Origin of the sequence: Jeotgalibacillus sp. S-D1 (assembly GCF_004358665.1) — a bacterium.
GTDB lineage: Bacteria > Bacillota > Bacilli > Bacillales > Jeotgalibacillaceae > Jeotgalibacillus.
In genome coordinates, this window is record NZ_SMZR01000005.1 from 1 (window position 1) to 12,715 (window position 12,715).

Genomic DNA, 12,715 nt, shown 5'->3' on the forward strand with positions numbered 1-12,715 from the left:
CCAGCGTTCGTCCTGAGCCAGGATCAAACTCTCCGTAAAGTGTTTGATAAAGCTCATTTGTTTCATTTAAAACTTGTATTAACGTTGACGTTTTTGGTTGTTTAGTTTTCAAGGTTCAAGGTGTTTCATTTGGGTGTTGCTCTCTCAAGCGACTAGATCATCTTACCATATAGATTAATAGTTTGTAAAGAACTTTCTTTTAAAAAATAATTGTTTTTGAAAGTCTTAAAAATTCCTTTCTAAAAAACAGAAAACAAAAAAGCCTTAGGTGAACTATTAATTTTATTTGTTCTCCAAAAGAGAACTTTACTAATTTATCACACCTCCATCAGCAGCGTCAATGTTTTGTGAGTGGTTTTATTATAATCTATAATTCTGAATATTGCAACAAGTTAATTAGAATTTTTTATTAATTCTTACTATCAATTAAAATAAAAAGGAAGCTGACGTATCAGCTTCCTTTGGCTCGTTCTATTTAACTTCGATAATATGATTATCTCCAGCACTGACTTTCTCTTTAACTACAGTTACTTCTTCACCGTTTACTAGGTTTGTAAAAATAATCGGCGTTATAATAGATGGAACTTTTGATTTAATCGCTTCAATATCAACCGTAAGCAATAGATCGCCGGCTTTGATTGTGTCCCCTTCTTTCACATGGGTTTCAAATCCTTCTCCATTCAATTTTACAGTATCAATACCAAAATGGATTAATATTTCTCGGCCTTTTGACGATTCTATTCCAACTGCATGCTTAGTTGGAGATACATTCACAACTTTACCATCTACAGGGGAGAACACCTCTCCAGATGTCGGGATAATGGCAAATCCATCCCCCATCATTTTCCCTGAGAAAACCTGGTCCGGAACTTCAGTGATCGGAACAGCTTTTCCATTCAATGGAGAAATAAAGCTATGAGATGAAGCTGGGTCATTTTTTAATGCCTCTGGTGTTGTTTCTTCTATTTCTTTTTGTACTTCATTGGAAGCATCAACTTTAACTGGTCTTGGTGCTTTCCCGTCCATGATATCTTTCATTTGATGTCTCAAGCTATCAGAACGCGGACCAAAGATTGCCTGAATGTTGTTGCCAATTTCCAATACGCCAGAAGCGCCAAGTTTCTTTAATTCTTTTTTGTTTACTTGTGACGGTTCATTAACTTGAACCCGAAGTCTTGTAATACAAGCATCAAGGTTTGAAATATTTGATTCTCCGCCTAAAGCATCCAGGATATCGTAAGGGAGATCCGTTTTTGATGAAGTTCTTGCAGGACCTTCCTCCTCTTCATCTACTTCTCTGCCTGGAGTTGCCAGGTTGAATTTGCGAATAGCAAATCGGAAACCGAAATAATAGATGACTGCAAATACAAGACCTACAGGAATAACCATCCACCAGTTTGTTTGGGGATTAAGGACACCGAATAACAGGAAATCGATTAATCCACCTGAGAATGTCATCCCAATTTTCACATCAAGCAAATGCATTGTAAGGAATGACAAACCTGCAAATACAGTATGGATCGCAAATAATAGAGGTGCTACAAATAAGAATGCAAATTCAATAGGTTCAGTGATCCCCGTCAGGAATGCTGTTAAAGCTGCAGAACCCATGATCCCTGCAACAAGCTTTTTCTTTTCTTTTCGTGCTTCGTGATAAATCGCTAAAGCAGCCGCAGGAAGTCCAAACATCATAAATGGATATTTACCTGTCATGAATGTCCCTGCTGTAAGGTTTTGCACACCATCTTTAATTTGTGCATGGAAAATCGAATTATCACCACGGACTGTTTGGCCGGCATCGTTAACGTAGCTGCCAAACTCGAACCAGAATGGTGTGTAGAAAATATGGTGGAGTCCAAACGGAATTAAAGCCCGTTCAATAACACCAAATATAAAAGCAGATAAAGCTAGATTAATTCCAAGGAGGCTGTTTGAAAAGTAATTCAAACCACTTTGGATAAACGGCCATACAAACAGCATAACAAGACCAACAAGAACAGCGGATCCTGCAGTTGCAATCGGGACAAAACGTTTACCTGCAAAAAATCCAAGGTACGTTGGAAGTTCAATATCATAGAAACGATTATACATATAGGCTGCGAGCGATCCTACTATAATCCCCCCGAACACCCCGGTCTGGAGTGTGGGAATTCCCAGAACGAGCGCATGGGCAGGGTCAACACTGTCCCCGGTCACCATTCCCAGGTCCAGCTCCAAAGCTGTTCCCATTGTTACATTAAAAATTAAATATCCGACGATGGCCGCCAGACCGGCAACCCCATCTCCTCCTGCAAGGCCAATTGCTACCCCTACTGCAAAAAGAAGCGGCAGGTTATCAAATACAATACCACCCGACTCTTCCATGACACTTGCGACCATTTCGATCCATCCTGCAGTTAAAAACGGCGCAATATTGATTAACGTATCATTTTGCAATGCGTTACCAAATGCCAAAAGCAAACCGGCAGCAGGTAAAATCGCAACAGGAAGCATTAGCGCTTTACCAATTTTTTGCAAAGAGCCAAAAAGCTTTTTAAACATATGAAACCTCCTAGTAAATTTTTTGCTGGTTAAGAACATACAAAAAAGACATGAGTTTAGAAGATCACAAATCGGACAGGTGTATGGACACTTGTCTTGCACATTGTCATCCTCTTTACTCATGCCTGATCGAATCAGTAACACGTAAAGAAATACGAATTATTATTTCATTTTAGATTGTATTCGCTGCAAATGCATCGTCAGATAGACAGCTTCTGCATCGAAAACAGGTTTTTTAAGTGTTTGCTGCATGATCTTAATCAGCTTCCATGAAAGATTATAGCATAACGGATATTCTTCTTTCAACAGCAGTGCAATTTTTTCTGGTTCTTCCACCCGCTCTCCCCGGACAACACGTTCAACTGTATAGCGAAGATGGCGGACAAGCCGCATGTAGTCAATGCTTTCTCTGTCAATTTCAATATCAAACTGACTTTCGATCAGGTGAATTAACTTTCCAATCATTTGAGAGTGTGCATTAATTTCATGGACGTTACGATTAACCATTGCGCTGTGAATATGAAGAGCAACGAATCCTATTTCTCCTTCCGGCAGATAAATATGAGCCCTGTTATTAATTAACTCCACCACTTCTTTGGCTATTTCGTATTCGTATGGATAAAGAGCTTTTGTTTCCAATAGAAAGGGATTAGAGATCGCCATGCCACGCATTAAGCGGTTTACAGCAAACACCAGATGATCTGTGAGCGCTACATGAATATGTTCGTTTAATAAGGTTTCTGTTCTCTCGCGAATTAATTCAATGGAGGAAATTATTATTTTCAACAGGTCTTCCTCTACATGGGGAAGCAGTTTTTTAAATTGTTCCTGCTCAGATTGATCGCGCAGGACAAAAAGCTTTTCAACTTCAGACTGTTTGATGATGCTTTCGGTCTGCCGTTTAAAGCCAATTCCCTTGCCAATCAGAACGACTTCCTTCCGGCTGTCATCCTGGGCGATTAGTACATTATTATTTAAAATCTTTTTTATTTTAAAAGCCATTTATATGTCACATCCCCATTAGGTTAGGGTAAAGAGATTTTCAATCGAAAAAAGAAGCCATGCTGCATGGCTTCTTTTTAAGCTTATTATGAAAGGAATATGAAGTAAAGGATAAAGATTATAAATAATCCATACATAATTGGATGAATTTGTTTCCCTTTGCCGCTTACCAGCATTGTAATTGGATAGAAAATAAAACCAATTGCGATTCCTGTCGCGATGCTGTAAGAAAGGGGCATTGCAATGATCGTCAGAAATGCCGGTACGGCGATTTCGAAACGAGTCCAGTCAATTTTACCAAGAGCGGAGACCATCAGCACACCTACAATGATGAGCGCTGGTGCCGTTACAGCACTGGTTATCACTTCAAGTAACGGGAAAAAGAAAATGGATAAAATAAAAAATCCGGCCGTTACAACTGATGCAAACCCTGATCTCGCCCCTGCTGCTACACCAGATGACGATTCAATATATGAAGTCGTTGTAGATGTGCCCAGTATAGCACCAAAAACAGTGGCAGTGGAATCCGCAAAAAGTGCGCGGCTTGCACGAGGAAGTTTATTTTCCTTCATGAGCCCGGCTTGATTGGCTACTGCGACCAGTGTGCCTGCCGTATCAAAAAAGTCTACAAAAAGAAAAGTCAGAACCACTACTAATAGCTGCAAGGTAAACAATTCACCCGGGCTGTTGAAAATTGGTCCGAGTGCAGCACCGAATGTAGGAGCAAGACTTGGGGCCGGCTCAACAATGCCGCTTGGTGTCTGAATAAGACCTACGATCATTCCCACAACCGCTGTGATAACAATACCAAAGAAAATGCCGCCTTTAATTTTTCTGGTCATAAAGATAACAGTAATAAAGATACCAAAAATAGCAAGAAGCGTGTTTCCTTGAGTAAGGTCACCCAAAGCAACCATAGTATTTGGGTCAGGAACAATAATACCGGCATTTTGGAAACCAATGAATGTAATGAATAACCCAATTCCAGCTCCGACAGCAAATTTAAGCTCAGGCGGGATCGAATTAATAATTTTTTCACGAATCCCGGTCAGCGTTAATAGCATAAATATAATTCCAGAGAATAGCACGCCAGTTAAAGCAGTCTGCCATGGGATACCTTGTGTTAATACTACTGAATAAGCAAAAAATGCATTAAGTCCCATTCCAGGTGCAAGGGCTATTGGGTACTTGGCAATAACGCCCATCGCAAGGGATCCAATTGCAGCTGCGAGTGCCGTGGCAACAAATACAGCTCCATAATCCATGCGCAATGCATCCGGTAACCCTTCAACATCCATAAGTGTCAGCGTAATCGGATTAACGACTAATATATACGCCATCGCAAGAAAGGTGGTTAGTCCTCCAATAAACTCCCGGCGATAATTCGTTCCTAACTCCTCAAACTGAAAATACTTCTTCATTTTCTTTCCCTCCAAAGTTTGTTCCTGCCGTATAACAAGAAAAAGCCTCTAAACGAAGTGTCGTTTAGAGGCTGACTGTGTCGATAAGAAGGTTACAACCATGCATTAATGAAAAACATGCTGGTTCAACTGATTCAATACCTCGTAGTCAAGCCATTTACGGTGGCTTGGTAGAAACTTTCGGGCCCTATTCCCGATGTTATACGACAATTGCTATTCAATTTATACATACATTGTAGCAATAGTATTTTCAGAGGTCAACAGAAAAACCGAACAATATCTATGGTTTTTTCTGTTAATATTCGCCTATTCCCACTCGATTGTGGAAGGTGGCTTGCTCGTAACGTCATACAGGACGCGGTTAATTGAATTAACTTCATTAACCAGGCGTACTGAGATTTTCTCCAGCACATCCCATGGAATGCGCGCCCAGTCTGAAGTCATCCCGTCAATTGATGTAACAGCACGTATGCCGATTGCATAGTCATACGTACGCGCATCGCCCATGACTCCCACACTGCGGATATCAGGCAATACCGTGAAGTACTGCCAGATGTCACGATCAAGGCCAGCCTTTTTAATTTCTTCTCTTAAAATCCAGTCGGATTCACGAACAATTTCAAGCTTTTCGTCAGTGATTTCGCCCAAAACGCGAATTCCAAGACCCGGACCAGGGAAAGGCTGACGCCAAACGATGTCATCCGGAATCCCAAGCTCGCTGCCCAAAGCACGTACTTCGTCTTTAAATAGCGTGTTTAGTGGTTCAATCAATTTAAATTCCATATCTTCAGGCAGGCCGCCCACGTTATGGTGAGATTTGATTGTTTGAGCTGTAGCTGTTCCGCTTTCAATGATATCAGTGTAAAGCGTACCCTGTGCAAGGAAATCGAAGCCCTCAAGTTTTTTCGCTTCATCATCAAACACGTAAATAAATTCATTTCCAATGATCTTACGTTTTTGTTCAGGATCGGAAATGCCTTTTAACTTAGATAGGAAGCGGTCCTGTGCATCGATTTTAATCACATTCATATTGAAGCCTTCAGAAAATGTCTTCATCACGCTGTCAGCTTCCCCTTTACGAAGAAGGCCGTGGTCGACAAACATACAGGTCAGTTGATCACCGATTGCTTTATGAATTAAAACAGCAACGACAGAAGAGTCAACTCCGCCGCTTAAGGCACATAGGACTTTGCGGTCGCCGACTTCCTGACGGATTTTTTCCATTTCAATTTCAATGAAGTTTTCCATGGACCATTCACCTTTACAGCCACAAACACCAAAAACAAAGTTTTTAAGCATTTCATTGCCGTGCACCGAATGACGCACTTCAGGGTGGAATTGAACAGCGTATAATTTCTGCTCTACATTGCTGATTGCAGCAATTGGACAAGATGGATTTGTTGCGACTACTTCAAACGATTCAGGAGCTTCAATAACATGATCGCCATGACTCATCCAAACAGTCTGAGTGGTTGGCAAATCTTGAAACATCCCTACTGCTTCCTGGATTTGAATATCGGCTTTGCCGTATTCACGGTTTCTTGCGCGTTCCACTTTTCCTCCAAAATGCATGGTCATAAGCTGCATACCATAGCAAATGCCAAGCACCGGGATGCCTAAATCGAAAATACGCTCATCCGCACGGAATGAGTTTTCATCGTACACTGAGTTGGGGCCGCCGGAGAAAATAATTCCTGTTGGCTTTAACTTCTTAATTTCCTCTACTGTTATAGTGTGTGGATGAAGTTCACTATAAACGCCAAATTCACGAATACGGCGCGTAATCAATTGATTATATTGACTACCAAAGTCCAATACAATAATTTTTTCCTGATCGAGCATTTCTTCCTTACCTAGCATGGTGTCACCTCATACGTTCATATTTTACAGCTGATACACAAAAATAGAAAAAGAACGCAAATCTAGCAAAGAGTTATTACTCTTTCCCTTCAAGCGTTCCAGTGTTCTAAATTAAGGTGATCTTTATAACAGCAAACTGTCATCCATACGACAATCAGCCGAAAAAGACCACCTCCATAGTCAAATCATTTACGGTGATTTGGTAGAAACATTCGAACCATATTTTCGAACATATATGAAGGGGTATATTGTGTATTTATTAATTTAAATCATTTTAACGCCTGTTAACACGCGGGTCAACCGGTTGTACGTTTAATTAAATTTTCCCACAATTCGCGCATATCCCGCCATTGCGGTTCTTTCTTGTCCTGTCTGTAGACAATTCGCTCATATTGCGCAGTAAGTTTGCTCATTTCTTTCGTGCTGAAAAAACGGTCTACTTCCCTGGCATAGGCGCTTAATGTCTGTGTTTCATCTCTTTTCAGCCCGTATCGATCCAGCTGTTTAAGCAGCGACAAATATGCTTTAGTAAAGATTTGATCATCTTTTTTGATGCCATAATATAAAATCAGCACCCTCGGAAGCCAGCGAAACCGAATACGGTAGAGAACGAACGCAGCAAGAGCAAGAATCAGTCCTGCTACTAAGAAAGCCAGTTTATTTTCGGAAACAAACGCTTTAATATCTTCCCAGCTTTGACCAAAGGTAAAGCCTTGTTCATCAGAGCCTGTCCCCAGTGTCGGATCTTCTTCTTCCATCGGTTCCGGAGTTTCAGGTGACTCCTGTTCTTCCTCTTCAGCAGCTTCCTCAGTCTCTGTGTCTGACTCTGTATCGATATCGTAGTTAACTGATACATTATTAGTGAATCCCACAGTTGGCTCAAACGGAACCCAGCCTATGGAAGGAAAGAACACTTCAACCCATGAATGTGCATTATTATTTGTCACTTCGTATTCATTTTGCCCATCGGATTGCCCAGTTAATTCGCCTTCTGTGTATCCTTTAACCCATCTGGCCGGAATATCAGCAGCACGAAGCAGCACAACCATTGAAGTCGAGAAATTATCACAATAACCTCTTTGTGACTCAAATAAAAATTGATCTACGTAATCCTCCCGGCTTCCCGGCACAGGTATGTCCTCCTGATCGTATACAAAGCCATTTTGGGAAAAGTAGCTTTCAACTGCCGTCGCTTTATCATACCAATTATCTTCACTTTCAGTAATTTCAACTGCTAAATCCCTGACCCTCTGCGGTAGCTCCTCAGGCAGCTGAAGGAACTGGTCAAGCTCACCGGTTCCTTCAAAATCCCCGAGCCCGGTCGTTTCCCGCAGGGCTGTCAGACTGTAGTCCGGTTCCCTGAAGGTCCATTCATATTCCGATAATTCCGCGCGCTCGTTTCCGTTATAAGAGGTGATTTTTTCATTAGCAGCATCTAAAACAAAACGATCAGCATCTCCTTCTTCTAAGAGAATGGGATTATAGGGATACACTATATGACTATATTTCAAATTGATATCAAATGTAGCGGTCACCGAGTCTGATTCTTCACTAATGCGGGAAAGGGACAGCGGTATTTGTTCACCCACGGAAAATTCCGCCCCTTCACCTGTAGGAGTGCGTGCATTCTCCCACCCCTTGCCTGTATATAAATCTTTTGTTTCAATGCGCCAGTATTGAGCGTCATTGGTCACAACATCAAACACTTTCGTGTCATCACCTACGAAGGATCCACCAAGTGCTGTATCATCGACACCATATCCCAGCCGGTTAACTCCGCCTGGCCCTGAACCAGCCCCGTCAGAAAAAGATTGAATATAGGGCACGGGATCAGGCCAGATTGGATCCGCTTTTGGTGCAGCATAGGCGACAGCCGAGCTGAATATCACCATGGCAACAAGGGGAATCATCCATTTTTGATATTGATTCATCGATTGTTTTAAACGTTCCTGATCAAGAATTCTTTGAAAAGTCAGAAGACCCATTAATAAAAAGCCTATCAAAATAATTCTGATAACTGCAGCATTACCGTTATATGGGCTGAAGGTATCCAGCAGTGCTACATAAATGACGGTAAAAACATAAAACAAAAATAGCTGTTTACGGACAGAAATCCAATAATGAAGTAAATAAGTGCCCAGCCACAGCAAAACGAAAAACAAAAAGCTTCGGTATATGTTACTCACCGCGTTCCAATCCTGCTGAACCGTAAGAATCAGACCCTCCCATAAAGAGAGTACTGTTTCAGGCAGCCAGGTTCCCACTTCGAGAATGCTTGTATTAAAGTACAAACTCTGCAGAGTAACAGCAATAAATAGTATTTTGATTGCTCCGGATATTCGCCAATCAACCTCAAAAAAATAAAAGAGCAGAGACAAACCCGCAAATGCAACGAACAAATGGAGGTAGCTGGTTTCGGTAACCTGGTTAATTGGCCGAATCCATTCCCAGAGAAGAAGAAAGCTTAACAAGTAAAGAATGAAAAACGTCGCTTTATGCCACCCAAATTTCATGGTCACGCCTGCTTCACCTCCGAGAATACATTCGCAAAATGTCCTGTATGACACTCTTTAACCCAAAGCCCTTTTGAAGTTGCCAATGCTTTTAATTGCTGTTCATCACTATTTACAGCGCCAATCGTTCCCTTTATCAAGAAAATCGCAACGGTGCCGTTTCCCTTTCCCTGCTCATAAAGCTGTTCGATTAATTCTCTTGTGAGCTTGGAAGTGACAACCAATAAGGCTGCCGCCTGAACCAGATAGGTGCCTTCCTGATGGATGAATTCTTCAAATGGCTGTCTGCTATCCGGCTGAACTTTCGCAAGCTCGTAATTGATTTGCCTTTGATGATGTTCCCCGCTTCTGACAGGTATCCGCTGAGTCGTCTGCCCTGATGAAATAAATCCTGCCTGGGCGCCTTTTTTTAATACAGCCCGCGTCAATGAGGCAGTGAATGTCACCATTTCTTCAAATAACTGCGTAGGAGATCGATCCAAAAGAATGCTGACATCATGAGATTTTTTTTCCTCAAATTCTTTTGTCATTAAATTATTTGTGCGAGCAAAGGATTTCCAATGAATCCATGAAACCCGATCACCCGACTGGTACTCTCTTAAACCGGTGGCCATAGTGGAGTCACGTTGAATATTTACCTCTGCTGAAGCTACACCCTGATCAAACCTGACATTTAATGGCTGATAATTCATCGGAACAAAAGAAGGATAAACCAGCATAGAGTCCTGTTCTTCCAGTTTCCTTGTTTTTTGAAAAAGACCTAAAAAATCACCCGTTTTTAATTCAGTGCCAGTAAAAATGTGCTCCCCCCGCGGCAGGTTTTCAATTTCATACTGCAATGTAATAGTCCGTCTGAACCAGGGATTAATCATCTTTTTCACTTGAGAGATTTTAGTGGAAGAAAAAATACTGTTAGAAACTTGATCTTCTATCACGAGGTAAAATAAGGGAAAAGGATATTTTCTGGTAAGATGAATGGTAATTGCCACATGTGAACCGGCTTTCAGCTCGTCCGACTGTATTTCCCTGGACACGCTAAAATCCGACAACGGATAGGCCATTACAAGCAACGAATACAATGCGAAGGGCAAAAAGCTGTAAAATAAAAACCAGCTGACAAACCCACCTTGAAACATGGCAAAAGAAAAGGTACCAGCCAGCAATATAACCAGCAGCAGTGTTTTACTTATTTCCTGGAGCCCATGCCAAATTTTTTTCATCATTATTTCACTAGCCTCTGAACCGGCACGCGGGTACGGGCAACAATTCTCTCAATAACATCTTCAGGCTGAATCCCCTCATATTTTGCCTCTGATTTTAAAATAATGCGATGCGAGAAAATATAAGGAGCTAAAAACTGAACATCATCCGGTAAAACAAAATCCCTGCCATGAAGCATAGCGTAAGCCTGACAAGCCTTCATGAGTGCTATTGATCCACGTGGACTGGCACCAAGGTAAACATTTGCATGTGCCCGGGTTTTTCCAGCAAGGTCAACAATATAGCTCTTGATCGTATCATCAACCACAATGTCGCTTACTTCACGCTGCAGCTGAATTAACTCCTCAAGGGAAATCACAGGCTCCAGCTTGTCAATCGGAGGGGAATATTGAATGCGGTTTAACACTTCCATTTCCTCCTGCGCAGTAGGGTAACCCATTTTCATCTTCAGTAAAAAACGATCCAATTGTGCTTCAGGAAGCGGATATGTTCCTTCATATTCAATCGGATTCTGTGTAGCCATTACAAAAAATGGTTTCTCAAGAGATCTTGTAATACCGTCAACCGTCACACTTCCCTCTTCCATTCCTTCAAGAAGCGCAGACTGGGTTTTTGGGGACGTTCGATTGATTTCATCTGCTAGAATGATATTCCCCATAATAGGGCCTGGGCGAAATTGAAATTCCAATTCTCTTGGATTATAAATGGAGACACCAATTACATCGGAAGGCAATAAATCTGGGGTAAATTGAATTCTGGTAAAGTTAGCGCCAACTGATTTTGCAAGAGCCCGCACCATCATTGTTTTCCCTACACCAGGTACATCCTCCAGTAAAATATGTCCCTGGGCTAATAGTGCTACAACACTTAATTCTGCAACATTTCGTTTTCCTATCATCACATGCTCAATATTACGCAAAACTGTTTCTAATTTCTGATGGTACATTCTTTCCCCTCCTACCACATTCTTTTTCAAAAATAGCGTTAATTCTATAAAATCTTTCATTAATCACGTTATTATTTTCAATATACGTTATTTTTAGAATATAAGAAACACAATAAGCTTACAACTATTAAGAAGTGCGCCATGTATAGCTTCTGTTAACTTCTGCATTTCACTCCCAATCTTTCAACACCTGAAAGTCAAATCAACATCTTGATTTCGTCAATCGACTCCTTAATCCAAATAAAAACCTGATTGAATAATTGGGGGAGCCCCTCATTCAATCAGGTTTCTTTTTTGTGTTCACAGGGAAGTCATGAACAGCAAACGGGGGTATCCCCATCATTGCCTGCTGTTGTGTGATTTAATCAATTCCAGCTAATAATTATCTCCAGAAATCATCATAAATGGTAATTGGAAGATGGCGTTTATGCTGCGTTTTCATGTAGTGCTGTTCAATTTTTTCACGCGCTTCTTCACTGACAGGTCTATTTTCCAGATAATCATCAATTTGATCATAGGTGACACCAAGTGCCTCTTCATCAGACAGCTGTGGACGGTCTTCTTCAAGATCAGCGGTCGGTTTCTTTAAGTACAGATGCTCCGGACAGCCAAGCTCTCTGAGCAGCTCTTTCCCTTGGCGTTTATTCAAACGGAATAACGGCAGAATGTCTGCTCCTCCATCACCGAATTTTGTGTAAAAACCTGTGATCGCTTCTGCCGGGTGATCTGTTCCAATTACGACAAGCTGACGGGCAGCCGCAATTGCGTACTGAACCTTCATTCGCTCCCGGGCTTTTTCATTTCCTTTAATAAAGTCGGAAATCTCTATTCCCGCTTTATTTAGTGAAGCCACACTTTGATCTACGGCAGGTTTAATATCGACAATTCGAACTTCATCGGCTTCAATAAACGAAATTGCATCCTGGCAGTCCTTTTCATCTTCCTGCTTGCCATAAGGCAGACGGGTAGCTACAAAGGAATAACGATTCTCCCCGGCATCTTCATTTAATTCATTGACCGCCATCTGAGCCAGTTTTCCCGCTAATGTCGAATCCTGTCCACCGGAAATACCAAGCACAAACCCTTTTAAAAAGGAGTGTTTTTGCAGGTAATCCTTGAGGAAATCAATGCTATTACGAATTTCTTCTGTTGGTTCAATTACAGGTTTTACGTTCATTTCTTCAACGATTTTCTGTTGTAAAGTTGCCATT

General features: G+C 41.4%; 8 protein-coding genes and 2 riboswitches. All 8 genes read right to left on the reverse strand.

All coding sequences use genetic code 11. The features are described 5' to 3' along the window. Positions 1-471: 471 nt before the first annotated feature. Positions 472-2,541 (reverse strand): glucose-specific PTS transporter subunit IIBC, encoded by a 2,070-nt coding sequence (gene ptsG / locus E2R51_RS14340; protein ID WP_133377789.1) that lies wholly within the window; start codon positions 2,539-2,541, stop codon positions 472-474. Positions 2,542-2,703: 162 nt separating this feature from the next. Then, positions 2,704-3,543, reverse strand: a complete 840-nt coding sequence (gene glcT, locus E2R51_RS14345) for a glucose PTS transporter transcription antiterminator GlcT (protein WP_133377790.1) — start codon at positions 3,541-3,543, stop codon at positions 2,704-2,706. Between the two features lie 86 nt (positions 3,544-3,629). Then, a complete protein-coding gene (locus E2R51_RS14350) occupies positions 3,630-4,964 on the reverse strand; it encodes an NCS2 family permease (RefSeq protein ID WP_133377791.1) in 1,335 nt (444 codons plus the stop codon). Between the two features lie 125 nt (positions 4,965-5,089). Next, positions 5,090-5,191: riboswitch (purine riboswitch) on the reverse strand. Between the two features lie 79 nt (positions 5,192-5,270). Further along, positions 5,271-6,824, reverse strand: coding sequence for a glutamine-hydrolyzing GMP synthase (guaA, locus tag E2R51_RS14355; protein WP_133377792.1), 1,554 nt, complete (start codon positions 6,822-6,824; stop codon positions 5,271-5,273). 157 nt (positions 6,825-6,981) lie between these two features. Further along, positions 6,982-7,083, reverse strand: a riboswitch (purine riboswitch). A gap of 37 nt (positions 7,084-7,120) precedes the next feature. After that, positions 7,121-9,337: a transglutaminase TgpA family protein gene (locus E2R51_RS14360; protein WP_133377793.1), complete on the reverse strand. Its 2,217-nt coding sequence runs from the start codon at positions 9,335-9,337 to the stop codon at positions 7,121-7,123. A 2-nt stretch (positions 9,338-9,339) separates the two neighbouring features. Then, positions 9,340-10,560 carry a DUF58 domain-containing protein gene (locus E2R51_RS14365; protein ID WP_240733092.1) on the reverse strand — a complete coding sequence of 407 codons (1,221 nt, stop codon included), beginning with the start codon at positions 10,558-10,560 and terminating at the stop codon, positions 9,340-9,342. Then, positions 10,560-11,504 (reverse strand): AAA family ATPase, encoded by a 945-nt coding sequence (locus E2R51_RS14370; RefSeq protein WP_133377794.1) that lies wholly within the window; start codon positions 11,502-11,504, stop codon positions 10,560-10,562. The genes E2R51_RS14365 and E2R51_RS14370 overlap by 1 nt, the downstream gene beginning before the upstream one ends. Before the next feature lie 382 nt (positions 11,505-11,886). Beyond that, complete coding sequence (gene nadE / locus E2R51_RS14375; protein ID WP_133377795.1) at positions 11,887-12,714, reverse strand: ammonia-dependent NAD(+) synthetase; 828 nt, start codon at positions 12,712-12,714, stop codon at positions 11,887-11,889. Position 12,715 lies beyond the last annotated feature (1 nt).

Coding starts and splice junctions, on each gene's coding strand:
- ptsG (WP_133377789.1), bottom strand. CDS start 2,541: ATGTTTAAAAAGCTTTTTGGCTCTTTGCAAAAAATTGGTAAAGCGCTA.
- glcT (WP_133377790.1), bottom strand. CDS start 3,543: ATGGCTTTTAAAATAAAAAAGATTTTAAATAATAATGTACTAATCGCC.
- E2R51_RS14350 (WP_133377791.1), bottom strand. CDS start 4,964: ATGAAGAAGTATTTTCAGTTTGAGGAGTTAGGAACGAATTATCGCCGG.
- guaA (WP_133377792.1), bottom strand. CDS start 6,824: ATGCTAGGTAAGGAAGAAATGCTCGATCAGGAAAAAATTATTGTATTG.
- E2R51_RS14360 (WP_133377793.1), bottom strand. CDS start 9,337: ATGAAATTTGGGTGGCATAAAGCGACGTTTTTCATTCTTTACTTGTTA.
- E2R51_RS14365 (WP_240733092.1), bottom strand. CDS start 10,560: ATGATGAAAAAAATTTGGCATGGGCTCCAGGAAATAAGTAAAACACTG.
- E2R51_RS14370 (WP_133377794.1), bottom strand. CDS start 11,504: ATGTACCATCAGAAATTAGAAACAGTTTTGCGTAATATTGAGCATGTG.
- nadE (WP_133377795.1), bottom strand. CDS start 12,714: ATGGCAACTTTACAACAGAAAATCGTTGAAGAAATGAACGTAAAACCT.